Source organism: Gemmatimonadaceae bacterium (assembly GCA_019752115.1).
Lineage (GTDB): Bacteria > Gemmatimonadota > Gemmatimonadetes > Gemmatimonadales > Gemmatimonadaceae > Gemmatimonas.
Map to the genome: position 1 here is coordinate 20,178 of JAIEMN010000018.1, position 26,016 is coordinate 46,193.

Genomic DNA, 26,016 nt, shown 5'->3' on the forward strand with positions numbered 1-26,016 from the left:
GGGTCAGGACCGGCGTTCGACGATGTACCGAGCCAGTTGTTCGAGCGTGGGGGTGAGCAACCCCTCACTGGCCAGGGACGAACAGGCGCTGTCGACCAACGCCACAGCCCGTTCGATTGCTCCCTCAATTCCGAGGAGCGCCGGGTAGGTGCTCTTGTTGAGATCGAGGTCCCGCCCAGCCGTCTTTCCGAGCTGGTCCGTCGTGGCCGTGATATCGAGGACGTCGTCGGCGATCTGGAAGGCCAGCCCGATGGCGGCGCCATAGCGGGCGAGCGCCTCCACCCGGGCATCCGGCGCCAGTGCGGCGCGGGCCCCCACCGTGACGGCGCTCATGATCAGCGCCCCGGTCTTGAGGCGGTGGACGCGCTCCATCCCGTCGAGGGTGAGGTGGACCCCCTCGGCCTCGAGGTCGAGCAGCTGCCCGCCGATCATCCCGCCAGCCCCGGAGGCGTTCATGAGGTCGCGGACGATCGCCGCCGCCACCTCGTCGGCCAGCCCCATGGCCTTGGCGCCGTGCCACGCGCTCCGGGCCGCCAGCGGCACCATGGCGAGCCCGGCCGCGGTCGCGACCGGTACGCCATACACGCGGTGCACCGTCGGGCGACCGCGCCGCACGTCATCGTCGTCCATGCACGGCAGATCGTCGTGCACGAGCGAATAGGCATGCACGACTTCGATCGAGGCGGCGAGTTCCGTCGCATCGCCGGTCCCCCCGCAGGCCCGATACGCCTCGATGAGGAGGATCGCGCGCAGGCGCTTGCCTTCGCCGAGGAGCGCATAGCGGATCGCCTCGGCGGTCAGGGGCGCGATGTCACCCAACCAGCGCGCGCAGAAGCCGTCGAGCGCGCGCTGCACATCGGCGCGTTCCCGCGTGAAGGAGAGCGGTGGCGTTGGCGTCAGCATGGTCGCGTCCACGGCGTCAGCTCGCGAGCTCGGTGACGGAGAACGAGCCGTCGGCGGCCTCGACGAGCTGCTGCACCCGGGCATCCACGGTCTTGAGCGAATCCCCGGCGGTACGCAGATGCCCGATCCCTTCCTCGAACAGGCGCAGGGCCTGATCGAGGTCGAGGTCGCTGCGCTCGAGATCGCGCACGATCTCTTCCAGTCGGGCGAGCGATTGCTCGAAGGTCACGTCCGCTCCTCCGGGGTGGGGCTGGTCAGGCTGGTCGGCATCCCGTCGGGCAGCGGCCGCTGTTCGCCGGCCACCGCTTCGACGATCCCGTCCTGCAACCAGAGTTCAAAGGCTGCACCCGGGGTGAACGCACTACGTACGCTCAAAGTAGCACCCCCAGGCGTTCGCGCCACCGCGAAGCCCCGCGCGAGGGTGCTCAGCGGGGAGAGCGCATGCAGTCGCCCGGCCACGCCTTCCAACCGTGCGCGACGACGCTCGGCAAGCCGGGCGCCCGCCATGGCGAACCGCTCCCGCGTCTGTTTCAGCGTGGCCACCGCCCGATCCTCGCGGCGCTTGGCCGCGTTGGCGAGGCGCGTCGCCAGCGCGGCGACCCGGGCGATGACCTCGCGTCGCGCCGGCACCGCCAGCTCGGCAGCGGCCGACGGGGTGGCGGCTCGCACATCGGCGACGAGATCGCAGATCGAGATGTCCGTTTCATGACCGACCGCCGAGACCGTGGGGATCGGGCACGCCGCGAGGGCGCGCGCGACCCGCTCGTCGTTGAACGCCCACAGGTCTTCGCGGCTGCCACCGCCGCGCCCGATGATCAGCAGGTCGGCGTCACGCCACCGGCCCAGGCGCTCGATCGCCGCCACGAGCGACTCCGGGGCGGCGTCCCCCTGCACGGCCGCCGGAATGATCACCAGTTCCACGTCGGCGCTGCGACTGCGCGTCACGGTGATGATGTCGTGCATCGCGGCGCCGTCGGGGCTCGTGATCACGGCAATACGGCGCGGAAACGCCGGCAAGGCGCGCTTCCGGGCCGGATCCAGCAGGCCGTCGGCTTCCAGCCGCACGCGCGTCTGCTCCAGCGCCTTGCGCCAGAGCCCGTCGCCTTCGGCTTCGATGGCGCGCACGGAGAACTGGAGATCGCCGCGGACCGGCCAGACGGTCATCTGCCCGAGGGCCACCACCTGCATGCCGTCGTCGGGCGGTGCCGGAATGCGCCGCGCTGCACTACTCCACACGACGCACTTCACCTGCGCTTCGGCGTCCTTGAGCGTGAAGTACCAGTGGCCGTTGCGGTGATTGATGAAGTTGCTCACCTCGCCGCGCACCCACACCGGCGGAAATGCGCCTTCGATGACGTCCTTGGCGGCCGCCGTGAGGGTGTGCACGGGGATCGCCGCTTCCGGGGCGCTGCCCGGCGGCGCGTCGGCGGGCACCGACGGCCCATAGCCGCTGGTGCGACGCGGGGGCATGCTCAGGCCAGCGTGCGTTCCGCTGCGCGCACCGTATTGCGCAACAGCATGGCGATGGTCATCGGCCCGACCCCACCCGGTACCGGCGTGATCTTCGACGCGACCTCGACGGCGCTGTCAAAGTGCACATCGCCACAGAGCCGCGTGCCCTTCGCCTTCGTGGCATCGGGCTTGGTGTTCATCCCAACGTCGATCACCACGGCGCCCGGCTTGATCATGTCGCCAGTGATCATCTCGGCGCGACCGATGGCCGCAATGAGGATATCGGCGCGACGCGTGTGCGCCGCCAGATCCTTCGTCCGGCTATGGCACACGGTCACCGTGGCGTCGCCGCCAGCACGCCCCTGCACGAGCAGCGCGGCCATTGGCTTGCCGACGATGTTGCTGCGCCCAACGATCACCGCTTCGGCCCCGCGCGTCTCCACACCGCTGCGGAGCAGCAGTTCGATCACGCCCGCCGGTGTGCACGACACGAAGCCATCGGTGTGCCCGATGAGCAGCTTGCCCACATTCACTGGGTGAAAGCCGTCGACGTCCTTCTCGGGCAGGATGTGACGAATGACCGTGTCGGGATCGATATGCTTCGGCAGCGGCATCTGCACGAGAATGCCGTGCACCGTCGGATCGGCGTTCAGCCGCTCGACGAGCGCGAGCAGTTCCGCCTGCGTCGTCGCCGCGGGGAGGCGAATCGTTTCGCCCTTCATCCCCGCCGCCTTCGACGCCTTCTCTTTCGCCCCGACGTACGTCGCACTGGCGGCGTCGTCGCCCACGAGCACCACCGTGAGCCCCGGCACCACGCCGAGCGCGGTGAGGCGCGCCACGTCTACCGCGACCTCGCCGCGGATCGCTTCGGCGATCGCCTTTCCGTCGATCAGCTCAGCGCGCAAAATCCACCGCCCGGCTTTCGCGAATCACCACCACCTTGATCTGCCCCGGATACTGCAGCTCGGATTCGATGCGCCGCGCGATCTCTTCCGAGAGCGCGGTCATGCGCGCGTCGTCCACCTGCTCCGGCGTCACGACCACCCGCACTTCGCGTCCGGCCTGAATGGCAAAGACGCGCTCCACGCCCCGATAGCTCGACGCGATCTTCTCGAGCCCCTCGAGGCGCTTCACGTACGTCTCGAACGCTTCGCGGCGCGCGCCGGGGCGCGAACCGGAAATGCCGTCGGCGGCCTGCACGAGGACCGACACTTCGCTCTCATGCGGCACGTCGTCGTGATGGGCCGCGATGCAGTTCACCACCAGCGGGTTCTCGCCGTACTTGGTGGCGACCTCCACACCGAGCTGCACGTGCGTGCCCTCATGCTCGTGCGTGAGCACCTTGCCGATGTCGTGGAGCAGCGCGCCACGCTTGGCGAGCGCGACGTCCAGCCCGAGCTCGGCGGCCATCATGCCGGCGAGCCACGCGACTTCCTTGCTGTGCGCGAGAATGTTCTGCCCGTAGCTCGTGCGCCACCGCATGCGCCCGATGAGCTTGACCAGCTCCGGATGCAAACCCGCGACCCCGACATCGTACGCGGCCTGCTCGCCGGTTTCGATGATGGCGGCGTCCACTTCCTTGCGAGCCTTGGCGACCACTTCCTCAATCCGCCCGGGATGAATGCGGCCATCGCTCACGAGCTTCTCGAGCGCCAGCCGCGCCGTTTCCCGGCGGACCGGATCAAAGCACGACACCACCACCGTATCGGGGGTGTCATCGATGATCACGTCCACACCGGTGGCGAGTTCGAAGGCCCGAATGTTCCGGCCCTCACGCCCGATGATACGTCCCTTCATTTCGTCGTTGGGCAGCGACACGGCCGAGACCGTGGTTTCGGCCGTCGTTTCGGCCGCCACGCGCTGGACCGCGAGCGCCACGATCTTCTTGGCCTCCCGCTCGGCGTTCCGCTTGGCCGACTCGCGAATCTCGCGGAGGCGACTGGCGGCATCGGCCATCGCCTCATCTTCGAGGCGACGCACGAGTTCGGCCTTTGCCTGCTCCGCGCTCAGCCCGGCGAGCTGCTCCAGGCGGCGACGCTCTTCCGCGACCAGCTTCTCGAGCTCCTGCTCACGCGACGCGGCGACCTGTTCCCGGCGTCCGATGTCGCTCTGGCGGCGCTGCAGCTCCTGCTCGCGTCCCTCGAGCGACTCACGCGCGCGATCGAGCTGCGCCTCGCGCTCCATGACGCGCTTCTCTTCCTTCTCGACCTCGCCGCGGCGCTGGCGGACTTCGACCTCGTGCTGTTCACGAAGCTGAAGCACTTCCTCCTTGCCGGAGACAATCGCGCCCTTGCGCAACGTCTCGGCCTCCCGCTTGGCCTCGTCGAGAATCCGGCCGGCCGTGTCTTCGGCCGTGGCTTTCGCACGCTGCTGCTCGGCGATCTCAACCTGACGCCCGGACTTCCGTCCGAGCACAAAGGCGATCACAGCCGAGAGTACGCCCAGGGCGCCCACGAACGGCGCGAGGGGAAGGTCTCCCATGATGATCTATACTCCACCGCGACGTCGCGCGGGTCCTTGATCGTTGAGCAGCCGGATCTATGAACACGCCGGTGGTACCCCTGTGTGACCAGCCGCGCGCTCGCGGACACGCGATTCGCAAGCGGCACAGGTCGGCACGGCGTACCGGGCGACTCCCCCCAACGTACGGACGAACGCCAAGGGCCGCAACAGGTTGCCGCCCCGGGTCCGAACCCGACCCGGGGGCGCGCGGCTTAGCCCGCGGCCAGCTCGTCGCCGCGCAACCCCGGCGGCAGCAGGGGGCGGATGTCGCTGGCCAGCTGACGGATGTCGTCGGTCAGGAGTTCGGCCGCGGCCCGTTCCCGGAACAGGTCATCCGTGATCTGGAGCGCGGCAAGGATGGCCGCCTTGTGGGTCTCCACCGAGGCGCCGCTGCCCGTAATGGCGCGGATCGTCCGATCCACGTGCTCCGCCACCGCGCGGGTGTGGTCGGGCGACGCCTCCGTCCGGAGCGTGTACTCCTCGCCCATGATCTTGACCTTCACGACCGTCCGCATGTCCATCATCGCTCGGCCCCCAAGCTGACCTGCTGACGCAGGAACCGGATTCGCTCACCCAGCTGCGTCGCCCGCTCCCGCGCCTCCCCGAGGCGGCCCCGGAGCCGCTCGTTCTCACGGGCCAGCTCCTGATCCCGGGCCTCTGGGGTCGCCCGGGCCGCGATCTCGGCGAACGAGGCCTGAACGCGCGCGATCTCGGCGCGCGCCGCCTCGAGCTGCTCGTGCAACTGACGCGCCCGCACGGTGGCGTCATCGCGCGCGGCCTGGAACTGCTCGGCCGCGGCCCGCACTTCGACGAGCTGCCCCTCGGTGCCTGCCAGCTGTTGCTCGAGTTCACGCGCGCGCGCCTCGGCCGCCAGCGCGCGGCGGCGATAGCCCGCGAGCTGCTCCGTGAGGTTACGGACGAGGGTGTCGAGCTCGCGGAATGCGGCGACGTCGGAACGCATCGGGAAGCGTGTGAAGTGCCCGTTGGATCAGGAGGCGCGGGGGCGAATCCCCAGCTCCTTGTCCAACACCTCGAGGAGCTTGGCGCGTCGCCCCTCGATCTCCTTATCTCTGAGCGTGCGCTCGGAATGCCGGAACGTCAACCGCCACGCCAGCGAGCGAGCCCCCGCCGGGATGCCCTCCCCGCGGAATTCGTCGAACAGCTGCACGCGTTCCAGCAGCTCACCGCCAGCCTGCTGCAAGGTCGCCTCGACCGCGGCTGCGGCAACGCTGTCGGGCACGACCAATGCCAGATCGATCTCCGCCGCCGGCGTCGTCGGGAGCGGGACGAAACGCACGGCCGTGGCCGCGCCCGACTCACGCACCGCCGGCGCGTGGGCGGACTGCCCGGCCGGCGCCACATCGTCACTCGACATCTCGCCGAGCGTGATCTCCACCCCCCACGCGTCCGACGCCCACACCGGCCGGTCGAGCGCGACGCGCTCCACATGGCCGACGCGACGCCCCTGCACTTCCAGCGTCCACGGCGTGTTCACGTCGCCGGGCACGAGCTGGGCCGTCGCCCCTGGAAACGCCGCCGTGAGCAACCGCTCCGCCAGCTCCTTCGCATCCCAGATGTCGTACGCGGGCGGATTCGGCTCCGTGAAATGTGCCGGGCGCCGGGCGCCCATCAGCAGCGCTCCCACCCGCACCTCTTCGAGCGGCAGCCGGCCCGCACGCGGCGTGAACGTGTTGCCGATCTCAAACAGCCGGAGGTTCCCCTGCATGCGCGAGAGGTTGTACTCGGCCCGGCGAGCCAGCGTATCGAGGACCGAGGCACGCAAGAAGGGTTCGTCTTCCGCGAGCGGATTGCGCACGCGGGGTGAGTGCTCGCTCCCGGTCGCGGTGAACGGCATCGGGCGCGTTTCGGCGAGCCCCAGCCCCACCAGCACGTCGCGAACGCGCCGCCCGGCGAGATGAAGCGGATGATCCGGTGCCGAACCGGCCCGGAACGGCCGGAGCTCATCGGGCAGCGCATCGAACCCGATCAGTCGCGCGACCTCTTCGATCAGATCAACTTCGAGGCCGAGGTCATGGCGCCACGACGGTGCGGTCACCGCAAGCGCGTCCCCGGCGGCGGTCACCGTGCAACCGAGCGACATGAGGCGACGCGTGATCTCCCCGGTGCTCACGGGCATGCCGAGCAGCCGCTCGAGGCGCGCCGGGCGGAGCGTGACGGGCGCCGTGGGCGCCGGCGCGCTGCCCACATCCAGCACTTCCACCACCTCACCGCCAGCGACCTGCGTGATCAACGCGGCGGCGAGGCGCGCCACGTCGAGCGTGTTGCCGGCATCGATGCCGCGCTCGAACCGATAGCTCGCATCGGTGCTGAGGCCGACCGCCTTGCGCACACGCCGCACGAACTTGGGATCGAAGACCGCGACTTCGAGCAGCACGTCGGTGGTGCCGTCGGTGACTTCGCTGTCACGCCCGCCCATCACGCCGGCGAGCGCCACCGGCGCGGCGCCGTCGCAGATGCAGGTGGTGTTGGTGGCCAGCGCGCGCGTCTGGCCATCGAGCGTAACGAGCTGCTCGCCCGCGCGCGTGGGACGCACGACGATCGCCTGGCCGGAGAGCTTGGCGAGATCGAACGCATGCACCGGCTGGCCGAAGCCATGGAGCACGTAGTTGGTGGCGTCGACCACATTGCTGATGCTGCGCGACCCAATGGCCTCGAGGCGGCTGCTGAGCCACTTCGGGCTCGGGCCAACCGTCACGCCGCGGATCACGACCGCGACGTACCGCGGGCAACTGACCGCGTCTTCCACCGTGACGCGCGCGTGCACACCGGTGGCGCTCGTGCCGCCCGTGATCGCCGGCAGCGCACTCGGCGTGGCCGTCAGATCGGTGGGTACGACCTGGAGCGCGGCGCCGGTGATCGCGGCGACCTCGCGCGCCATCCCGAGGTGCGAGAGCAGGTCGGGGCGATTCGGCAGGACGTCGAGCTCGAGCCGGGCGTCGGCGACGCGGATAACCTCGGTGATCGGCGTCCCCGGCGCGGCGTCGGTGTCGAGCGTGAGGATGCCATCGTGCTCCTCGCCGAGGCCGAGCTCCCGCGCCGAGCAGAGCATGCCGTTCGACGTTTCGCCGCGAATCTTGCGCTTCTCGATCTTGAGACCGCCGGGCATGACGGTGCCGGTGCGGGCGAAGGGATACTTGTTCCCCGCCACCACGTTGGGGGCGCCGCACACGACGTCGAGCAGCGTGCCACTGCCGTCATCGACCTTGGTCACCCACAGGTGATCCGAATTCGGATGGCGACCGGCTTCGACGACCTGGGCCACGACGAACGGCGCGAGCTGACCGCCCAACGATTCGAGATTATCGAGCGTGACGCAATGGCGGCTCAGCGCCTCACCGATCTCCGGCGCGCTCAGCGTGTGCGGCGCGAACTGCTTCAACCACTCGTGGGAAACGATCATCGCGCGAACTGCTCCAGGAAGCGCACATCCGAGTCGTACAGGATGCGAATGTCGTTGATGCCGTACCGCGACATGGCGATACGCGCCGGGCCCATGCCGAAGGCCCAGCCGGTGTACTTCTCACTATCGAGCCCGGCCGCTTCGATCACGTTCGGGTGCACCATGCCGCACCCCATGATCTCCACCCACCGCAGCCCCTTGCCGTCGCCGAGGTCCACTTCGACGTCCATCTGCGCGCCGGGCTCGACGAACGGGAAGTACGAGGGGCCGAAGCGCACCCGCCGTGAGGCACCGTAAAAACGGCGCGCAAACTCGGCGAGGGTGGCCTTGAGATCGGCAAAGCTGACGCCTTCGTCGATGGCGAGCCCTTCGAGCTGCATGAACGCCGGGGCGTGCGTCGCATCGAAGAAGTCGCGCCGATACACCTGCCCGGGCGCGAGCACGCGCACGGGCGGCGCGAAGCGCTGCATCGAGCGCACCTGCACCGGCGACGTGTGGGTGCGCAGCAGCGTGTGCTCGCCGAGATAGAGCGTATCGTGCAGCTCCATCGCCGGATGATCGCTCGGAAAGTTCAGGGCGCCGAAGTTGTACCACTCCGTTTCCGCTTCCGGGCCGAGCGCGATGGTGAACCCGAGCTCGCGGAAGATGTCCGCGATCTCGTCGATCACCATGGTGACGGGATGCAGCGAGCCCCGCCACGTGCGCCGCGCCGGCATGGTGGCGTCGAATGCCACCGCGCCGGAGGCCGCGGCCTGTCGCGCGGCGAAGGCGTCGAGCGCATCCTGGATGGCCGTCTTGAGCGTGTTGAAGGCGCCACCGGCGGCCCGGCGATCCTCGGGGGGCAGCGCGCGGAGGCCGCCCTGGAGCGCGGCGAGGCGGTCGTCCTTGAGGGCGTTGAGCTGCCCCTTGGCGACATCGAGCCGCGTGGCCGGCTCGAGGCCCTCGAGGAGCGCCCGGCATTCGGCCGCCAAGGCCTCGGCCTGGGCGAGATAATCGGAGAGCTGCACGGGAAAATCGGAGACGGGTACACGAAGGGCCGGCATCGCAGTGACGCCGGCCCTCGCAAAGTAACTACGACCGCGGATTACGCGGCAGACTTCGCTTCGATCGCCTGCTTGACCTGCGCGGCGATGGCCGCGAAGGCCTCCGGCTCACGCACGGCGAGGTCGGCGAGGACCTTGCGGTCGATCTCGATGCCAGCGGCGTGGAGGCCGTTGATGAACACCGAGTACGACATGTCATGCAGGCGCGCGGCGGCGTTGATACGCACGATCCAGAGGCGGCGGAAATCGCGCTTCTTGTTCTTGCGGTCGCGGTACGCGTAGCGCCAGCCGCGCTCCACGGTTTCCTTGGCGGCCTTCCACAGCTTCGAGCGGCCACCAAAGGCGCCCTTGGCGTGCTTGAGGATCTGCTTCTTGCGCTTGAGACGAACGACGTTGGACTTGACGCGTGGCATAGTGGGAGATCCTCAGGCCAGGATGAGACGCTTGATACGCTTGGCTTCGCCGTTGGTCTCGACGATGGCCGGGCGACGGAGATTACGCTTCCGCTTGGCGTCCTTCTTGGTCAGGATGTGGCTCTTGTACGCCTTCAGGCGCCGCACCTTCCCCGATCCCGTCACGGAGAAGCGCTTCTTGGCGCCGCTGTGGGTCTTCATCTTCGGCATGATTCGCTCACGGCTCTGGTCAACCGCCCCTTGTGGAGCGGCCCTGCATGGATCACGCGCCGATCACCCGAGGGTGATCACTTCGGCGCGAGGATCATCGTCATGGACTTCCCTTCCATGGTGGGGGCGCTTTCGACCTTCGCGAGATCGGCCAGTTCCTGCCCGACCCGCTCGACCACCGCCCGCCCCAGCTCGGGGTGCGCGATCTGTCGGCCGCGGAACATCAGCGTCACCTTCACCTTGTTGCCTTCTTCGAGGAATTTCCGCGCGTGGCGGGTCTTCGTATCGAAGTCGTGATCATCGATCCCAGGGCGGTACTTCACTTCCTTGAGATGGATGATGTGCTGCTTCTTCTTCGCGAGCCGCGCCTGCTTGGCCTGTTCGAACTTGAACTTCCCGTAGTCCATGATGCGAACGACGGGGGGCCGAGCCGCTGCCGCCACCTCGACGAGATCGAGTCCCTGCTCCGCGGCCATCGACAGTGCGGCGTCGACTTCCAGGATGCCCAGCTGACTGCCATCGGCACCGATCACGCGAACGGGGCTGATCCGGATCTGCCGGTTCACCCGAGGCGGACGCTTCGTCGAATCCTGAATAGTGCGTACTCCGGTAGAAGAAACAGAAAACGCGGACCCCTGTGTGGAGCCCGCGTCGCAAACGGCGTTCCCGCCCAATGGGATCTCCACACGCATGCGTGCAGACGGACCACGGGCGAAGCCGGTTCGATGGACTCCAGCAGCACACCTCCGCCGGCTGAACCGGGCGTGAGGGCCGAAGGGTGGGAGCGGCGTCGCTGCCGATCCACTTGCTCGATTGTAAGACTAGCAGGGGAAACCTAGACGGTCTCGGCGGCCGGTCAAGGGGGGATCCCGTGGAAAGTCCTGCCAGTGCGAAGGTTAGCGCGCGAGAGCGCCCTCCGCCCCGCCGTCAGCCCCCGTCCGCCAGCCGATAGGCCTTCCCGTCGTGGGCGGCCCGCCCGAAGCCGACGTGGGCGTCGTGCTCAAAGACGAGCAGCCACTCCTCCCGCATCGCGTCGGCCAGCAGCGCCCGCTTCGATTCCAGCGTCACCAGCGGCTCCACGTCGTACCCCATGATCCACGGCAACGGGAGATGGTGCGCCGTCGGGACGACATCCCCCAGAAAGCAGCAGACCTCCCCGCCCGACCGCAGCAGCACGCTCTGGTGATGCGGCGTATGGCCCGGCGTCCGCCGCACGCTGATCCCCGGCACGATCTCCCGGTCACCGTCGATCAGGTCGAACCGCCCCTGCGCCACGATGGCGTCCCAGTTCGGCGGGAAATAGCTCGCCGCCGTGCGCTCGTTCGTGTGCGTGGCGTAGGCAAACTCCCCCGCCTGCACCACGTAGCGGGCGTTCGGGAACGTGGGCAGCACCTCCCCGGTCGGCGCCCGCCACGTATTCCCGCCGGCGTGGTCGAAGTGCAGATGGGTGTTGATGACGAGCGCGATGTCCTCCGGACGATGGCCGGCGGCCCGAATCCCATCTTCGAGCGCCGTGCGCCCGTCGGCCCCGCCATTCTCGATGCCGTAGATGTCGTGGAACTTGGTGGTCTCCTTGTTCCCCGAGCCCGTGTCGAGCAGCACGAGACCGTCATCGTGCTCGATCAGCAGGCAGCGCATCCCCATCGGGATCCGGTTCTTGGCGTCGGCGGCGAGCCGACGCTCCCACAGCGTCTTGGGGACGACGCCGAACATCGCCCCCCCGTCGAGCTGCTGGCCACCGGCCTGAATGGCGTGAATCCGCCAACGTCCCAGGGTGCGGGTGTCGATGAGAGGCTCCGGAAAGCTCACGCGATGTAATCCTCAACGGCAGGAAGGGGGAACGCGCGCCGACGGCGATCGGAGGCCGAGGCACGCCCGCGTCGCATCGGGGCCCGGACCAACCCCTCGAGGTCGTCCCACGTGTGGATGCCCTCGCGCTCGGCGAGCGTCAGCATGCGACAGAGTGCCTGCGCGGTGGCGACGGCATCGCCGGCGGCCCGATGGCGCGCCTCGATCTCGATGCCGAAGTGCCGCGTCACGTGATCGAGCGAGCGGCGACTGAGTTCGGGGAGCAGGACCCGCGCCAGACGCACCGTGCACAGCCGCGGGCCGGCCAGTTCGCGCCCGGTCCCGCGGCGCAGCTCCTCACTCACGAACCGCCAGTCGAAGGCGGCGTTGTGGGCCACGAAGACGGCGCCGGCCAGTCGCTGGACGATTTCGTCGGCCACGTGGCGAAAACAGGGTTGATCCTTGACCATCTCCCAGCTGATCTGCGTGAGCTGGGTGATGTACGGCGGAATCGGGCGTTCCGGGTTGATCAACTGCGTGTACACCTCGGTGACCTCACCGCCGCGCACCGAGGCGATGGCGATCTCAGTGATGCGATCCCCGCCGCTGGCTCGGGTCCCGGTGGTTTCCACGTCCACGACGGCGAAGGCAATATCCGCGAGACGTGGCCCGGCACCGACCTCCGGCGCCGCACGGCGCTCACCGGTCTCGGCCGATCCCGGCGGGACCGACCCGGGGGCCACCGCCGCGGCCGCCGCGACCGGAGCCGCGACGCCTTCCGCAAGCGCCCAGTGCCCGCTGGGCAACCGGACGAACTCCGGATGGCTCGACAGGAGCGCGAGGGCCATCCGCTCCGCGGCATCCGCTTGCAGCCGATCAACCTGACAGACGTCGCGCATGAGCGTCTGGGCGTCGAGGGGGCCGTCGGCGAGGCGGCGGACGGCGCGTGCCGAGAGGGTGGTCGGGCGTGGCGTGGCCCGGGTGCCGAAGTTCGGGGAATGCACGGGGGGAAGATAGCTGGGGTGCTGGTGGAACGCGGCGCGACTTACTACCCTTTGTGAAGAATTTCACAAGCACTCCCCCCTGAGGTTCTGCCCGTCCTGTGAAGCGCATCGCCGACTCTACCGTTCGTCGCCTCTCGATGTACCTCCGGTACCTCGAAGACCTCGACACCCACGGCCAGCAGACCGCCTCGAGTGATGAGCTCGCCCATCTGTGCGGGACCACCCCGGCGCAGGTGCGCAAGGACCTGTCGTTCTTCGGCTCCTTCGGGAAGCGGGGGCTCGGCTATCCGGTGCACGAGCTCACCGCCCACCTCCGTGAGATCCTGGGACTCGGTCAGGAGTGGAAGGTCATCATCGTGGGGGCCGGCAAGATCGGGGCGGCGCTGGCCAACTATCGTGGCTTTCGGCAGCGCGGCTTCACGGTCGTGGGGGTCTACGACAATGATCCGGCCAAGGTCGGCACGACGTGGGGCGCGTCCACCATTCGCCCGATGGCCGACGTCGCCAAGGATGTGCAGCGCGAAGGCGCGCGCATCGCGGTGCTCGCGATACCGAGTGAGAACGCCCAGGCGGTCGTGGATACGCTGATCGAAGCCGGCATCCGGGCGATCCTCAACTTCGCCCCCGCGCAGATTGCCGTACCGCCGCATGTCTCGCTCAAGTCCGTCAACATGGCGATGGAGCTCGAAGGGCTCTCGTTCGCGCTCACGAACAGCGAATTGCTCGATCAGGGCGCGGCCTGAATCGCCGCGTGGCGCCTCATCCCGGCAGGGCGCGCACCAGTCGGGCGAAGTCGTCGGGTGACAGCATCTCGGGGCGGACGTCGGTAGGCAGACCGGCCGCCTCAATCGCCGCCGCGGCCCGCTCAGGATCAAGATTGGCGGCCGTCCGCACGACGCGAATGAGCTGCTTGCGGCGCAAGCCGAACGCCGCCAGAACAAACTGTCGATAGCGCGCTTCGAGCGCGGGCTCGATCACCGGATCGGCGCGTGGGGTGACGCGCACCACGGCCGAGTCCACGGCGGGTGGCGGATTGAAGCTTTTCGGCGGCACCTTCCGGATCATCTCCACCTGCACCAGCGCCTGCAGATTGACGCTGAGGGCCCCATAGATCTTGTCGCCCGGTGGCGCGGCCATGCGATCGGCGACTTCCTTCTGCACCAGATACACCGCGCGCTCCGGGCGCGGCACCGTCAGCGCGTGGAAGATGATCGGCGTGGTGATGTAATACGGCACATTCCCCGCGAGCACGTACGGGCCGCCGGCCAGCGCCCCCAGATCCTGTTGCAGCACGTCCCCTTCCACGATCGAGACGTGCGGGCGCGCCGCGTAGCGCGCGCGGAGATGCGCCACGAGATCGCGATCGAGTTCGATGGCCACCAGGCGCCCCGCGCGTTCGACCAGCTTGTCCGTCAGCGCACCACGACCGGGGCCGATCTCGATCACCGTGTGCTCGCGCACGTCACCCAGCGCGTCGGCGATCGAATCGAGCACGCGATCGTCCTTGAGGAAGTGCTGCCCGAAGCGCTTGCGTGGTGCGGGCAACGCATCCGGGCGCGGGCGTCGGGACTGCCTCACGGCCGGTCCACCACAACGACCGTGCAGTCATCCTTGAGTGGCGTGCGCCCGATATGGGCATCGACCCGCGCGAACACGGCCGCGACGATCTGATCAGGGGTGGCATCGGCGGGCGTCGCCTCGAGCGTACGGATCACCTGCGCCTCACTGAGTCGGGTATTGCGTGCATCGCGGGCGTCGATGACGCCATCGGTCAGAAAGACGAGCCGATCACCGGCGCGCCAGCGCATGACGCTTTCTTCCACCGTGCCGTCGCCAAAGCCGAGCGGCGGCGCGACCGCGCCCATGCGCACGCACTGGCCGTCGGCGGACAGTTTGAAGCAGTGGGGATGGCCGGCATTGGCATACCGCACTTCCTGCGCGCGCGAATCGATGACGGCGTAGCACATCGAGACGGACATCTCCGTGCTCTCGAGTTCGTCCTGCAGCGAGCGCTGCACCGACTCCACCGCGATGGACGGATCGAACGCGGCCTGCACATGAATGGCCGCCGCACTCAACGCGAGTGCCATGATCAGCGCGGACTGATAGCCATGCCCGGACACGTCGCCGATCAGCACGCCGGTGCGGTACTGATCGAGCCGCGCGAGCAGATAGAAGTCGCCGCCGACGCTTTCGGCGGCCTCCACGCGCGCGGCGGCCCGCGCCTCCGGATGCACGACCGCCGGCTTCGGCATCAACTTGAGCTGCAGCTCCTGCGCGAGGAGCAGTTCCCGGGCGAGCTGCTGCCGCTCCACGGCGGCGCGCACCAGCGACGCATTGTGCATCGCGGTGCCGACCTGGGTGCTTACCGCGAGCGCCAGCTTGCGATCGCCAGCGCTGAACGGATGCCCGCCGCGCCGACCGGCGAGGACGAGCACACCGAGGGGGGCGCTGCTCATGGGGACGCTGAGCGGCACCGTGATCGGCGGCGTCGGATCGGCGCCACGTCGGGTGCCAACGGCCGGATAACTGCCGGTGATGTGCAGACTCGACGACGGGCGCGTGATCGCCACCGCGAGCAACGGTTCCCCCTGCGGCGCGAGCACGGGGTCCGCCGAGATGCCGGCGATGCCGTCTTCGGTACTGGCCCCGCTGCTCCGGAAGGCGCGCACCGCGATGTGCCCCGTCGCATCAAAGTGCACTGGGGGATAGTCATCGACGCTGAGCCCCAGTGCCGCGATCGGGCGCAGAATGCCCTGCGACCGGTTGGTCTGCAGAAACACCGCGCGCGGCGCGCCGACCGTTTCGGCGAGCTCGGCGAGCAGCGTGTCCGCCACGCTCTCCACTGACGTGGAGCTGCCGAGCAGTTCGCCGATGGCGTAGAGCAGATTGATCTCTTCGTAGCGCTCCACGAGCTCGCGCGTGGCCCCATCGCGTTCGCGGGTGAGGCGACGCATGAGGGGCACGAGCCGACCGAGCAGGCGATCGGCATCGGCCGCATGACCGGGCTCCACGAAGAGCCAGCCCACGCCCTCTCCGGTCGTGACCAGCTGCGCGTGGAGCGCCTGCGCGCGCGCCCACGTGGCGACGTCCCACGCGCGGACCCCGGGCTCGGTACGCTCGGCGAAGGCCTCGGAGGAGCTTCCCAGCAGCGTGGGGGTCACGCTGCCTTCCCGTCGCTCCCAGATCGCGGCCTCACGCCCGGTGGCCTCCAGAAAGGCGGCCAGAAGGGCGGTGACTTCGGTCATGCGCGGTGGAGCGTAAGGCGGAGCCGATGCCCGTGCGGATGCTCGACGCGATCGTTCTCCACGAGATCCATGAGCGAGCGCATCAGAAACACGCCCCGCCCGCGTTCCCGCTCGAACCAGTCGGCGTCATCGGGTGACTGCGACACCGCGCCGAGGTCGAAGCCCGGCCCTTCGTCGGTGACCTCCACCAGCAACCGGTGCTCGCTCACCACCGCCAACACCAGCACACGGCGTTCGGGCGCGTTGCCGTTGCCGCGAAGCATGGCGTTGGCGATCGCCTCCGTGACGGCCACGGGCACATTCAGCTGACAGTGGCGCGCCGAATACCCCGCCGCACGACAGAGACCGACGATCTCGTCGATCACCGCCGGAATGCGCTGCACATCCGTCGCCAGCGTCCACTCACGCACGTGCTCCATCGGCGACTCCGCGGCCGCGGCACCGCGGCGTTTGGCAGAACGAGGTGAGACAGACGGGCTCACGCGGCGCGTCCGCGAGCGAGACTCAGCGACCCGCCACGGCGTCGTCGCGCGTGGCGAAGAGGGGAAAGAGCTGGTCGAGGCGCGTGAGTTCGAAGAGCGAGCGCAGGTCGTCGTTGAGACCGACGAGCCGCAGGTCACCGCCGGCATCGCGCAGGCGGCGACTGAGCGAGACCAGCGCGCCGAGCCCGGAGCTGTCGATGTAGGGCGAGTTCGTGAAATCCACGATCACCACGCGTGCGCCCTGCTCCATCCCGTCGAGGATCGCCTGCTTGAACTCCTGCCGATTGGCGACCACGAGCTGGCCGTCCACCGTCACGAGCAGGAGGTCATCGGTACGATCGAGGGTGAAGCTCATGGGCGGTCTCGCGTGGGGCCGGCGGGCGGCGTGTACAGGCGCAATGGCAAACGGGTCACGACGCCGTCGTGATCGGGGGCGCGTGCGGGCCGGTGGCCTGCAGCGCCGTGATCGCGGCGACATGCACAATGTCGTCGGCCGTTGCCCCGCGGGACAAGTCACTGCACGGGCGCGCCAGCCCCTGCAGAATGGGGCCGATGGCTGTGCCATGGGCCACCCGCTGGACCAGCTTGTAGGCGATGTTCCCGGCGTCGAGCGAGGGGAACACCAGCACGTTGGCCTGGCCGGCGGCACCCTCGCCGGGCGCCTTGCGGGCCGCGATCTCGGGGATGAGTGCCGCGTCGGCCTGCAGCTCGCCGGAGACGGTCAACTCGGGCGCCTCGGCGCGCACCAGCGCGACCGCTTCGCGAACCTTGCTGACCGACGGGGCGTCCGCGCTCCCCATCGTGCTGAACGACAGGAACGCGACGCGCGGTTCGTCCCCGACGATGCGCCGTCGGTCCGCCGCCGCAGCCAGCGCGATATCGGCCAGCTGGCGGGCCGTGGGATCGGGGAGGACGGCGCAATCGGTAAAGGTCAGCACTTCCGGCGCGCCGGTGCGGAACGGCGGCACGATGAGGTAGAAGCTGGACGACACCGTCCGCACGCCCGGCGCGGCGCCGATCGTCCAGAGCGCTGCCCGCAACACGTCAGCGGTCGTATGCACTGCGCCGGCCACGCAGCCGTCGGCGATCCCCATCGCCACCAGCGAATCGGCGAAGTACAACGGATCGACGGCCAACCGCTCCGCGTCGTCTCGGCTCAACCCCTTCCCGCCGCGACGGGCCAGCAGGTGCGCCACCACCGCGTCGGTCCGCGGATCATCGAGCGGATCGAGCAGCTGGACCCCGATCGGCACGACGCCGGTCGGGGCATCACTGCGGCGCACCAGCACCGGGCGCACCGATCCCCGCTTCTGCAGCGCGAGCACCGCCTGCGCCGTGCGGATATCGGTGGCCTCCGGAAAGAGGATCGTGCGCGGCGCCCGCCCCGCGCGCTCGTGCAGCGAGTCGAGGAACGCCGTGGCCGCCGATGGCCCCGTGTCGGCCCCTGTCGTCATGCCGGGCCCGCCGCCGCGGCGGCCGCGGCCGCGCGTGCCACCACGTCTCGCGCCACGGAGGCCCGCGATTCGGCGTACCGCGTCACCAGCGCCTCGGCCACGACCGGATGCACCAGCCCGGTGACGTCGCCACCGAATTTGGCCACTTCGCGAACCATGCTCGAGCTGATGTACGTCGTGTCGAGCGACGGCGTCATGAACACCGTTTCGAGCTCGGGGCGCAGGTGGCGGTTCATGAGCGCGATCTGGAACTCGTACTCGAAGTCGCTGACGGCGCGCAGGCCACGGACATTCACGCGCGCGCCCACTTCCTTGGCGAAGTTCACGAGCAACCCACTGAACGAACGCACTTCGATGCGTGAATCGGCGCCCGTGATTTCGCGGATGAAGCCGATGCGCTCCTCGACGCTGAACAGCGGCTGCTTGTTCATGTTGTTGGCCACCGCGACGATCAGGCGGTCGGCAAACGTGAGCGTGCGCGTGATGAGATCCACGTGCCCGTTGGTGATCGGGTCGAACGATCCGGCATACAGCGCAAGCAGGGGCGTGGACATCAGCAGGGCGCGGTCAGGGATGGGCGCGAAAGAACGTCAGGGCGGTGGTCCCGTACCGGCGTGTCTCTCCCCCGCCCGGGAGAACGACCTCCGACGAATGTTCCACCGCGAACACACTCGCGAAAGGGACCGCCATCCAGTGCGCGGCGAGCCGGGGGGCGATGTCGCTCGCATACGGGGGATCGGCAAAGGCCACGTCGTACGCCTCGGCCGGCAGCGCCTCGGCGAAGCGCACGGCCTCGTCTCGCCGGATCACGGCGCCCTCGTGACCGCCCAGGGCGGCGAGGTTGGCCTCCAGCGTCTTGATCACCCGGGGGGCCTGCTCGACGAAGTCGCACCGCGCGGCCCCACGCGACAGCGCCTCGAGCCCGAGCGCACCGCTCCCGGCGCACAGATCGAGCACCCGGGCGTCCGGAAGCAACTGGTGCACGATGCTCATCCAGGCTTCGCGCACGCGATCGCCCGTCGGGCGCACGATCTCGCCCGCTGGCGCCGTGATGCGACGCCCCCGCCACCGGCCGGCGATGATGCGCATCAGTCGGCTCCGGAGAGGCGCGCATCCGCGACGCGCAGCTGCAGTTTGGACACGCCCCGGTATTCGTCGCGCTCGAGGCGATAGGCCACATCGACGGGGTGGGCGGGATCGAACAGCGTGGCGCGCGGGGCGAGCCCCCAGCCGATGCCATCGATCGTGCCGCGCGCCCGGTCGAAGGCCACGCGGAGCCCGTCGCTGCCGATGCGTCGCGGCGGCGCGGCCACGCGCACCCCGGCCGTGCGAAACAGCGGTGCCGGATTGCCAATCCCGAACGGCTCGAAGTGCTTGAGCAGCTTCTCGAGCTCCTCGCCGACGTCATCGATCGGCACGTCGAGATCCACGCGCAGTTCAGGCGTGAGATCCGCTTCGGTGAGCCGCGTGCGCGCCACCTGGTCGAACCGTTCGGCGAACGCCGGGAGGTGCGCGGCGTCCATGGTGAGGCCAGCGGCCGCCCGATGGCCGCCGTACTTCACGAACAGCTCGCGACACTCCCCGAGGGCGCCGTGCAGATCGAAGGCGCTGATGGAGCGACCGGAGCCTTTCCCGATGCCCTGCTCCACGGCCACGAGCACCGCCGGGCGCGCCGTCTGTTCCACGATGCGCGACGCGACGATGCCGATCACGCCGGCATGCCACCCATCGCGGTGCAGCACGTGCGCGTACCGATCGCGCATGCCGGGCGCATCGAGCTGTCGCATGGCGTCGTCGAGCACGTGGCGATCCAGCTCCTGCCGCGCCCGATTCAGCTCCTCGAGTTCGCGCGCGACGACGTTGGCTTCGTCTTCCCGCTCGCAGAGCAACAGCTTGAGGCCGAGCTTGGCGTCGGCGATGCGCCCGGCGGCGTTGAGTCGCGGCGCGAGCACAAAGCCCACCCGCCCGGCGGTCAGCGGCTTCGCGTCGAGCCCGGACGAACGCAGAAGGGCCCGCAGCCCGGGATGTGTGGTCTCGGCGAGCAGCTTGAGCCCGTAGCGCACGAGCACGCGATTCTCGCCCCGCAGAGGCGCCACGTCGGCAATGGTCGCGAGCGCGACCAGATCCAGTTGGCGATGGGCCAATGCCGGCGGCACGCCCATCGCCTCGCAGAGGGCGAGCGCGAGCTTGTATGCCACCCCCACCGCGGCCAGATCTTTGTCGCTCGAGCGGCACTGCGGGTGGCGCGGATTGCAGATCGCGTAGCTCGCCGGGAGTGTACTGCCGGGGAGATGGTGATCGGTGATGATCACATCGACGCCGGCCGCCGTCAGCTCCGCCACCGAGGTCACCGCGCTGGTGCCGCAGTCGCACGTCACTACAAGCGTCGCCTTCGCGGCCAGTGCGGCGGACACGCCAGCCGGACCGAGGTCGTAGCCGTCGGTCAGCCGATTCGGAACGAACGGGACGACATGCTGTGCCCCCAGTCCGCGCAGGACGCGGGTGAGCAGCGCGGTCGAGGACATGCCGTCCACGTCGTAATCGCCATGGACGAAGATCGTTTCCTGGCGACGCACCGCGTCGGCGATCCGCGCCACCGCCCGCTCCGCGTCATGCAGCGTGTCGGCGGGTTCGAGGTGCTCGAGCCGGGGGCGCAGGAACCGCTTGGCGGCCTCCGGTTCGCCGTAGCCCCGGCTCGCCAACAACCGACAGACGGGCTCGGGGAGGAGGAGCGCGTCCATCAAGTGTCGCACCACCGCGGCGGATGGCTCCTTGATCGGCACCCAACGCGCAGCCGGCCGCAGTGGCGGCAGATCAGCGGGCGTGGAAAGCGGGGCGATGACGGTCACCCGAGCCAATCTAGAGGGAGGACCATGTCCCGGGCAGCTCGGCGCCGCGCCCTACGCCGGCGGCGGTGCGACCCGATAGTACAGCAGCACGCCGCACCCCTCGCAAGGCTCGACCACGGTGCCGGAGGACATCGCCGGGCGGCGCTGGAGCGGGATCGCCGTCTCGCAGGCGCCACAGGAGAAGTCCTCGTGGAGCGCCACAACCACGGTGGTCCGTCGGCGGGTCTGCACCCGGTCGTACTTGGCGAGCAAGCCTGTGCCGACATGGCGCGCCGACTCGACGCGCTTGGCGCGCGCCGCCGTCAGCTCCGCCTCGAGGGTGCCGCGCTCGGCGCCGAGCGTCTCCCGCGCGCTGGCCTGTTCCGCCGCGATCGACGCCACGGCGTCCCGATGCGCCGCGACCGCCGTCCGCAGATCGGTGATGCGCCGCGTGATCGCCAGCAACTCGCTCTCTTCCTCGGCGAGGGTCCGCCGAGCCGCCTCCACCTGCGCGGCGGCCGCCGTGGCTTCCTTCAGTTTGGCGGCGTTGTTGAGCAGTTCGACGTTCTTGTCATGCCGAAGCCGATGATCGGTGATGCGGGCATCCAGATCACGCTGGCGGGCCAGTTCCTTTTCGAGCGCGGCCTCAGTGCGCGCCAGATTGGCCACCGCACCCTTGTGGGCCGCATCCATGGCCGCGAGCCGTGGCGCGATCGCCGCCAACCGCTCTTCGATGCCACGAATGACCGCATCATCGTCCTGCACCACCAACAATGCCTGCAGTTCCGGATTCACTACCCCTCCAGGGAAGTCACTCACACCACGCTCCTAGGGTTTAGTGCGTGGACTGCGGACCGGCAAGATGGCGTTCCGCTCTCGGGTCAACTCCAGCTTCTCGCGCAGCAGCTGGTCCTTCGCCTCACCGCTGTCGGCCAGCGCCATGTCCCGCATGACCTGCTCGAGCCGCTCGTCGATACTGCGGACGGCCAGCTTGCGCAGGTTGAGGTCCAGGTCGGCGCTGCTCGCCTCGACCGGCTCCGTCTCCGTCAGTTCGCGCAACAGTGGCAGCGCGGCCGGGGAGAGGCGTTCGGCGATCTGCTCCAGATCGTCATCGAGCGGCGCATTGAGCAGGGTCTCGAAGAGTTCGCGATAGCGCGCATCCCTGAACGAATCGGGGGGATGACGTTCGGCTACGCGTTCGGCCACTCCGCGATCCCAGAGCATGGCGCGCACGAGTGCCCGTTCGACCGGTTCGTCCTTGCCGGCGCGGGGAGGAATGGGCGAGGTCTTCCACTCCGGCCCCTGCTTGTACTTCTTGCCGCGCCACGGCTGGCGCTGCTCGCCGGGCGGGGGCGGCAGTGGGCGTGGCTCGGCGTCTTCCGTCGGTCCCGCCTCCGGCGGCGGTCCATCGAACGCCGGTGGCGCGTCAAAACTTGGCGCACCGCCTCCGGTGCGGCGACGGTCTGCCGCGGGCAGGGCCTCGGCTTCGACCGACAAGGTGCTCTTGTCGAGCCCCGTCGCTTCCGACAGTCGCGTGAGATACATGTCACGCGTCAATGGGTCCACCGCGGCGCGAATCGTTGGCAGGAGGCGATCGAGCGCGCGGCGACGGAGCTTGAGATCCGCGAACATGCCGCGCCGTTCGACCATCTGCACCTGGCGGTCGAACAGATCGATCGCCTGCGACAGCTGCGCCTCCATGGCCGCACGGCCATGTGTGCGCACGAAGGAATCCGGATCTTCACCATCGGGGAGGGAGACGACACGCACCGTCGCCTTCACGCGCAACAGCTCGTGCCCCGAGCGGAAGGTGGCCTTCTGTCCAGCTTCGTCGCTGTCGTACAGGAGATAGATCTCCTGCGCATAGCGCATCAGCAGCGCCGCCTGCTCTTCCGTCAGCGCGGTGCCCAGCGGGGCCACGGCCTCCTCGATACCGGCGAGGGCCAGACGCATCGCGTCGAGATACCCCTCCACGATGATCGCGCGCTCGGCGCGGCGCATCGCCTGCTTGGCCGTGTGCAGACCGTACAACGTCCGCCGCTTCTGAAACACGACCGATTCAGGACTGTTGAGATACTTCGGTTGCTCGTCGCCCATCGCGCGGCCACCGAAACCCACCGGTCGTCCGAGTTCATCGTGAATCGGAAACATGACGCGCCCGCGGAAGCGAACCCGTGGCTCGGTCTCTCCCTCACGCAGCGCGAGCAGCCCACACTCCAACTGCCGACTGTCGTCGATCCCGAGCGTGTGCAGATATCGCCGCAGCGCGTGGGCCTCGCGCGGCGCAAAGCCGAGACCGAAGCGTTCCTGCGCCGACGCGTCGAGCCCGCGGCCGTCGAGATACGCCCGCGCCTCACGGCCAACGGATTCATCGCGCAGCTGCTGCTGGAACCATTCCGCAGCGGCGGTGAGCGCTTCGTAATTGGGCGCGTTGGGATCCGGTGCCTGCGCCCGCCGCGGCGCATCGATCACCTCGATCCCAACCTTCTCGCCCACGAACTTCACGGCCGCCGGCCAGTCGAGCCCGAGCCGCTTGCGGACAAAGGTGAACACGTCACCGCTCTCGTGGCACACGAAGCAGTGATACGTCCCCGTCGAGGGCGTGACCGAAAAGTTTGGATTCTTGCCCTGATGAAATGGGCACGGCCCGCGCCAACTGCCGCCCGATCGCTTGAGCGGCACAAACTCACCAATGATCGCCACCGCATCCGCGCTCGCGCGGACGCGCTCAACGGTTTCGTCGGGGATCATGGGCGGGACAGACGGCGGGGCATACTCGGAATCAAGCGCGCCGGGGTGATGGCCGCCATGCTCGCGTCAGGAGAGCTCGGCCACCGTGACGCCCGCGCCCCCCTCATTCCACGCGCCGAGCCGGAAGCCGCTCACGCGGGTGTCCTTCTTGAGCATCTCGCCGACCCGCGCCCGGAGGGCACCGGTGCCCTTGCCGTGGATGATGCGCAACTCGCGGAGGTCGTTGCGGACGGCGGCGTCGAGCGCCTGCAAGACCTGATCGTCCACTTCATCCACGCGCAGCCCCCGGACGTCCACCTCTCGCACCGGTTCCACCTCCGGCACATCACCGACCAGGTTGATCTTCACCGTTGGTGCTGGGGCGGCCGCCGTTCGTCGGAGCTGCGCGAGGGGGACCGACAGGGTGAGGGAGCCGACCGTCACGCGCGCCTCGCTGCCACGGATCTGGACGATGCGCCCGACCTTGTCGTCGAGCGTGCCCACCAACACGGTGTCGCCGACCGCGAGCGGCGCGACCGCCGCTGTAGACGCGGTCTTGGGCGCCGAGAGCGCGGGCGTCGACTGGCCCGCACGCTTCTGCTCGGCACGCGCCTTGTCACGCGCGCCGCGTTGCACCACGGCGTCGGCCGCCCCCTGTTGTTCCGCTGCAGCCTCCTCGATGGACCGTCGTGCGGCACGCGCCGCCTCATCGAACGCGGTCGTTGTTTCGGCGGCTTTCGCGCGGATGTCGGCGATCGCGCGCTCGACCTGCCCGCGCGCTTCCAGGAGAAAGCGACGCGCTTCCTGTCGCGCATGGCGCTCGGATTCGCGTTCGCGCTCGCGCACCTTGAGCTCGCGATCACTCACCGTGGCCAGGCGCGCCCGGAGCTTGTCCTGCTCGCGCTCCATGAGGCGCTCACGTTCGGTGAGGGCGCCTTCGCGGGCTTCCACGTCGGCGAGCAGTACCGCCAGATCGCGCTCACCGGCGGGCAGTCGCTCTTCGGCGCGCGTGATCACGGCGTCCGGCAACTGCAGCCGCCGCGCAATGCTCAAGCCATAGCTGCGCCCCGGAACGCCCTTGAGCAGCCGATAGGTCGGTGCCAGCTGCACCGCATCGAACTGCAGGGACGCGTTTACCACGCCCGACACCTCGGTCGCCAGCAGTTTCAGCTGCCCGAGGTGTGTCGTGGCCAACGTCAGCGTGCCGCGCTGGGTCAGCGTTTCGAGAATGGCACCGCCCAGCGCCGCGCCTTCCGCGGGATCGGTGCCCGACCCGAGCTCGTCGATGAGCACCAACGACTGGTCCGTCGCCGAGCGCAGGATTTCGCCGAGGTTCTTGAGGTGGGCGCTGAAGGTGGAGAGGCTCGCCTCGATGCTCTGTTCGTCGCCGACGTCGGCGAACATGTCGTCGAAGACCGGCAGGCGACTCATCGCGCCGACCGGCGTCGGCACCCCCGACTGGGCCATGGCCGCCAACAGGCCGATCGCTTTAAGCAGGACCGTCTTGCCGCCCGTGTTTGGGCCGGAGACGAGGAGCGTGCGCTCGTCGGGGGCGAGCGTGAGGTCGAAGGGGATCACCGCGGTGCCGCCGGCCAGGAGCAGCGGATGGCGCCCATCGACGATGCTCAATCCTTCCGCGGGGGCGCAGAAGGTCAACGGCGCGCAGTTCGCCTCCACGCTGTAGCGCGCACGCGCATAGAGTGCATCGAGGGCGACGAGCGCCTCGAATGCGGCCAGCATGCTGTCGTGATACGGGCGGAGCTCCTCGGTGAGCTCGCGCAGGACACGCTCGACTTCGCGCTGTTCCTCGATCTCGAGTTCACGCACCCGATTGCCGAATTCCACGGCGGCGGGTGGCTCGACAAAGATCGTCGCCCCGGTGCCTGAGCTGTCGTGCACGATGCCGCCCACGTATCCGCGGGCCTCGCGGCGCATCGGCATGACCCACCGGCCATTGCGCATGGTCACCGAGAGATCGCTGACCTGATGATGCGGCTCGAGCTTGCCCATTTCGCGCTCGAGGAGGCGCACCAACTCGCCTTCGGCCTGGCGAAGTTCCTTGCGGACACGACGCAGCGCCGGCGAGGCGTCGTCCCGCACGGTGCCATCATCGCTGATGGCGCGCGTGATGGCGTCTTCGCGCGGACGGAGATCCACCAGCGCCTGCGCGTACGCCGTCAGGTAGGCGAGCGGGATGGCGGGGCGGCGGGGATCACGCAGCGCTTCCCGCATGCGGCGCGAGGAGCGCAGCAGGGTGGCCCCGGCGAGCAGTTCGAGGGCACTCCACGTGAGCCCTTCGATGCGCAGGCGACGCAGCGCGTCGCCCAACTCGGGAATGGGTTCGCTCGGCCATCCGAGTTCGCTCTGCAGCAGCGCGCGAACGGCATTCACGCGGGCGTGTTCGGCCTCGATCCAGTCGCGATCAGTGCGCGGGCGCAGCGCACGCACCGCGGCAGCACCCGGCGAAGAGGAGGCCCGTCCGGCCACGTGGGCCAGCATCCGGGGAAACTCGAGAATTCCGAGCGCGTGCGCGTTCAT

Annotated in this window: 26 protein-coding genes; 1 reads left to right on the forward strand and 25 read right to left on the reverse strand. The window is 69.2% G+C overall.

Going from position 1 to position 26,016, the window contains the following annotated elements; all coding sequences use genetic code 11:
- Positions 1-3: 3 nt before the first annotated feature.
- From K2R93_07710 to K2R93_07775, 14 genes are all read right to left on the reverse strand, one after another.
- On the reverse strand, positions 4-915 hold the full coding sequence (locus K2R93_07710) for a polyprenyl synthetase family protein (protein ID MBY0489713.1): 912 nt from the start codon (positions 913-915) through the stop codon (positions 4-6).
- Between the two features lie 4 nt (positions 916-919).
- Positions 920-1,132, reverse strand: coding sequence for an exodeoxyribonuclease VII small subunit (xseB, locus tag K2R93_07715; protein ID MBY0489714.1), 213 nt, complete (start codon positions 1,130-1,132; stop codon positions 920-922).
- The gene (gene xseA / locus K2R93_07720) at positions 1,129-2,373 is read right to left on the reverse strand and encodes an exodeoxyribonuclease VII large subunit (GenBank protein MBY0489715.1); all 1,245 of its coding nucleotides are present in this window, start codon (positions 2,371-2,373) and stop codon (positions 1,129-1,131) included. The genes xseB and xseA overlap by 4 nt, the downstream gene beginning before the upstream one ends.
- A gap of 2 nt (positions 2,374-2,375) precedes the next feature.
- Entirely contained in the window at positions 2,376-3,260 is an 885-nt protein-coding gene (locus tag K2R93_07725; GenBank protein MBY0489716.1) for a bifunctional 5,10-methylenetetrahydrofolate dehydrogenase/5,10-methenyltetrahydrofolate cyclohydrolase, read from the reverse strand.
- Entirely contained in the window at positions 3,250-4,836 is a 1,587-nt protein-coding gene (gene rny / locus K2R93_07730) for a ribonuclease Y (protein MBY0489717.1), read from the reverse strand. The genes K2R93_07725 and rny overlap by 11 nt, the downstream gene beginning before the upstream one ends.
- 233 nt (positions 4,837-5,069) lie before the next feature.
- Complete coding sequence (locus K2R93_07735) at positions 5,070-5,381, reverse strand: cell division protein ZapA (GenBank protein MBY0489718.1); 312 nt, start codon at positions 5,379-5,381, stop codon at positions 5,070-5,072.
- Positions 5,378-5,818 carry a hypothetical protein gene (locus K2R93_07740; protein ID MBY0489719.1) on the reverse strand — a complete coding sequence of 147 codons (441 nt, stop codon included), beginning with the start codon at positions 5,816-5,818 and terminating at the stop codon, positions 5,378-5,380. The genes K2R93_07735 and K2R93_07740 overlap by 4 nt, the downstream gene beginning before the upstream one ends.
- A gap of 27 nt (positions 5,819-5,845) precedes the next feature.
- A complete protein-coding gene (gene pheT, locus K2R93_07745; GenBank protein MBY0489720.1) occupies positions 5,846-8,278 on the reverse strand; it encodes a phenylalanine--tRNA ligase subunit beta in 2,433 nt (810 codons plus the stop codon).
- Positions 8,275-9,285, reverse strand: coding sequence for a phenylalanine--tRNA ligase subunit alpha (gene pheS / locus K2R93_07750; GenBank protein MBY0489721.1), 1,011 nt, complete (start codon positions 9,283-9,285; stop codon positions 8,275-8,277). Before pheS ends, pheT begins: the two co-directional genes overlap by 4 nt.
- Positions 9,286-9,362: 77 nt before the next feature.
- Entirely contained in the window at positions 9,363-9,734 is a 372-nt protein-coding gene (gene rplT / locus K2R93_07755; GenBank protein MBY0489722.1) for a 50S ribosomal protein L20, read from the reverse strand.
- A gap of 12 nt (positions 9,735-9,746) precedes the next feature.
- Positions 9,747-9,944: a 50S ribosomal protein L35 gene (gene rpmI, locus K2R93_07760; protein ID MBY0489723.1), complete on the reverse strand. Its 198-nt coding sequence runs from the start codon at positions 9,942-9,944 to the stop codon at positions 9,747-9,749.
- Positions 9,945-10,021: 77 nt separating this feature from the next.
- On the reverse strand, positions 10,022-10,510 hold the full coding sequence (infC, locus tag K2R93_07765) for a translation initiation factor IF-3 (GenBank protein MBY0489724.1): 489 nt from the start codon (positions 10,508-10,510) through the stop codon (positions 10,022-10,024).
- Positions 10,511-10,871: 361 nt separating this feature from the next.
- Entirely contained in the window at positions 10,872-11,753 is an 882-nt protein-coding gene (locus tag K2R93_07770) for an MBL fold metallo-hydrolase (protein MBY0489725.1), read from the reverse strand.
- Entirely contained in the window at positions 11,750-12,736 is a 987-nt protein-coding gene (locus tag K2R93_07775; protein MBY0489726.1) for a hypothetical protein, read from the reverse strand. The genes K2R93_07770 and K2R93_07775 overlap by 4 nt, the downstream gene beginning before the upstream one ends.
- A 98-nt stretch (positions 12,737-12,834) precedes the next feature.
- Here K2R93_07775 and K2R93_07780 point away from each other — a divergent pair, with 98 nt between their 5' ends.
- Positions 12,835-13,479: a redox-sensing transcriptional repressor Rex gene (locus K2R93_07780; GenBank protein ID MBY0489727.1), complete on the forward strand. Its 645-nt coding sequence runs from the start codon at positions 12,835-12,837 to the stop codon at positions 13,477-13,479.
- Between the two features lie 16 nt (positions 13,480-13,495).
- Here the strand turns inward: K2R93_07780 and rsmA are convergent, their stop codons facing one another.
- The 11 genes from rsmA to K2R93_07835 form a co-directional block, all read right to left on the reverse strand.
- Positions 13,496-14,314 carry a 16S rRNA (adenine(1518)-N(6)/adenine(1519)-N(6))-dimethyltransferase RsmA gene (rsmA, locus tag K2R93_07785; protein MBY0489728.1) on the reverse strand — a complete coding sequence of 273 codons (819 nt, stop codon included), beginning with the start codon at positions 14,312-14,314 and terminating at the stop codon, positions 13,496-13,498.
- Positions 14,311-15,984, reverse strand: a complete 1,674-nt coding sequence (locus K2R93_07790) for a SpoIIE family protein phosphatase (protein ID MBY0489729.1) — start codon at positions 15,982-15,984, stop codon at positions 14,311-14,313. The genes rsmA and K2R93_07790 overlap by 4 nt, the downstream gene beginning before the upstream one ends.
- Complete coding sequence (locus K2R93_07795) at positions 15,981-16,403, reverse strand: ATP-binding protein (protein ID MBY0489730.1); 423 nt, start codon at positions 16,401-16,403, stop codon at positions 15,981-15,983. Before K2R93_07795 ends, K2R93_07790 begins: the two co-directional genes overlap by 4 nt.
- 85 nt (positions 16,404-16,488) lie before the next feature.
- Complete coding sequence (locus tag K2R93_07800; GenBank protein ID MBY0489731.1) at positions 16,489-16,821, reverse strand: STAS domain-containing protein; 333 nt, start codon at positions 16,819-16,821, stop codon at positions 16,489-16,491.
- 55 nt (positions 16,822-16,876) lie between these two features.
- Positions 16,877-17,920: a phosphotransacetylase gene (locus tag K2R93_07805; GenBank protein ID MBY0489732.1), complete on the reverse strand. Its 1,044-nt coding sequence runs from the start codon at positions 17,918-17,920 to the stop codon at positions 16,877-16,879.
- On the reverse strand, positions 17,917-18,474 hold the full coding sequence (coaD, locus tag K2R93_07810; protein ID MBY0489733.1) for a pantetheine-phosphate adenylyltransferase: 558 nt from the start codon (positions 18,472-18,474) through the stop codon (positions 17,917-17,919). The genes K2R93_07805 and coaD overlap by 4 nt, the downstream gene beginning before the upstream one ends.
- A gap of 13 nt (positions 18,475-18,487) precedes the next feature.
- A complete protein-coding gene (gene rsmD / locus K2R93_07815) occupies positions 18,488-19,009 on the reverse strand; it encodes a 16S rRNA (guanine(966)-N(2))-methyltransferase RsmD (GenBank protein ID MBY0489734.1) in 522 nt (173 codons plus the stop codon).
- Entirely contained in the window at positions 19,009-20,769 is a 1,761-nt protein-coding gene (gene recJ / locus K2R93_07820) for a single-stranded-DNA-specific exonuclease RecJ (protein MBY0489735.1), read from the reverse strand. Before recJ ends, rsmD begins: the two co-directional genes overlap by 1 nt.
- A gap of 51 nt (positions 20,770-20,820) precedes the next feature.
- The gene (locus tag K2R93_07825; protein ID MBY0489736.1) at positions 20,821-21,567 is read right to left on the reverse strand and encodes a hypothetical protein; all 747 of its coding nucleotides are present in this window, start codon (positions 21,565-21,567) and stop codon (positions 20,821-20,823) included.
- Positions 21,568-21,576: 9 nt separating this feature from the next.
- Complete coding sequence (gene dnaG, locus K2R93_07830; GenBank protein MBY0489737.1) at positions 21,577-23,499, reverse strand: DNA primase; 1,923 nt, start codon at positions 23,497-23,499, stop codon at positions 21,577-21,579.
- A 66-nt stretch (positions 23,500-23,565) separates the two neighbouring features.
- Positions 23,566-26,016 carry an endonuclease MutS2 gene (locus K2R93_07835; GenBank protein MBY0489738.1) on the reverse strand — a complete coding sequence of 817 codons (2,451 nt, stop codon included), beginning with the start codon at positions 26,014-26,016 and terminating at the stop codon, positions 23,566-23,568.

Bases quoted from the DNA above. Each gene is read 5' to 3' on its own strand.
- K2R93_07800 (MBY0489731.1), bottom strand. From the start codon at position 16,821: ATGAGCTTCACCCTCGATCGTACCGATGACCTCCTGCTCGTGACGGTG.
- dnaG (MBY0489737.1), bottom strand. From the start codon at position 23,499: ATGATCCCCGACGAAACCGTTGAGCGCGTCCGCGCGAGCGCGGATGCG.
- K2R93_07735 (MBY0489718.1), bottom strand. From the start codon at position 5,381: ATGATGGACATGCGGACGGTCGTGAAGGTCAAGATCATGGGCGAGGAG.
- rpmI (MBY0489723.1), bottom strand. From the start codon at position 9,944: ATGCCGAAGATGAAGACCCACAGCGGCGCCAAGAAGCGCTTCTCCGTG.
- K2R93_07795 (MBY0489730.1), bottom strand. From the start codon at position 16,403: ATGGAGCACGTGCGTGAGTGGACGCTGGCGACGGATGTGCAGCGCATT.
- K2R93_07835 (MBY0489738.1), bottom strand. From the start codon at position 26,016: ATGAACGCGCACGCGCTCGGAATTCTCGAGTTTCCCCGGATGCTGGCC.
- rplT (MBY0489722.1), bottom strand. From the start codon at position 9,734: ATGCCACGCGTCAAGTCCAACGTCGTTCGTCTCAAGCGCAAGAAGCAG.
- K2R93_07740 (MBY0489719.1), bottom strand. From the start codon at position 5,818: ATGCGTTCCGACGTCGCCGCATTCCGCGAGCTCGACACCCTCGTCCGT.
- xseA (MBY0489715.1), bottom strand. From the start codon at position 2,373: ATGCCCCCGCGTCGCACCAGCGGCTATGGGCCGTCGGTGCCCGCCGAC.
- K2R93_07790 (MBY0489729.1), bottom strand. From the start codon at position 15,984: ATGACCGAAGTCACCGCCCTTCTGGCCGCCTTTCTGGAGGCCACCGGG.
- coaD (MBY0489733.1), bottom strand. From the start codon at position 18,474: ATGTCCACGCCCCTGCTTGCGCTGTATGCCGGATCGTTCGACCCGATC.
- rny (MBY0489717.1), bottom strand. From the start codon at position 4,836: ATGGGAGACCTTCCCCTCGCGCCGTTCGTGGGCGCCCTGGGCGTACTC.
- rsmD (MBY0489734.1), bottom strand. From the start codon at position 19,009: ATGCGCATCATCGCCGGCCGGTGGCGGGGGCGTCGCATCACGGCGCCA.
- K2R93_07805 (MBY0489732.1), bottom strand. From the start codon at position 17,920: ATGACGACAGGGGCCGACACGGGGCCATCGGCGGCCACGGCGTTCCTC.
- pheT (MBY0489720.1), bottom strand. From the start codon at position 8,278: ATGATCGTTTCCCACGAGTGGTTGAAGCAGTTCGCGCCGCACACGCTG.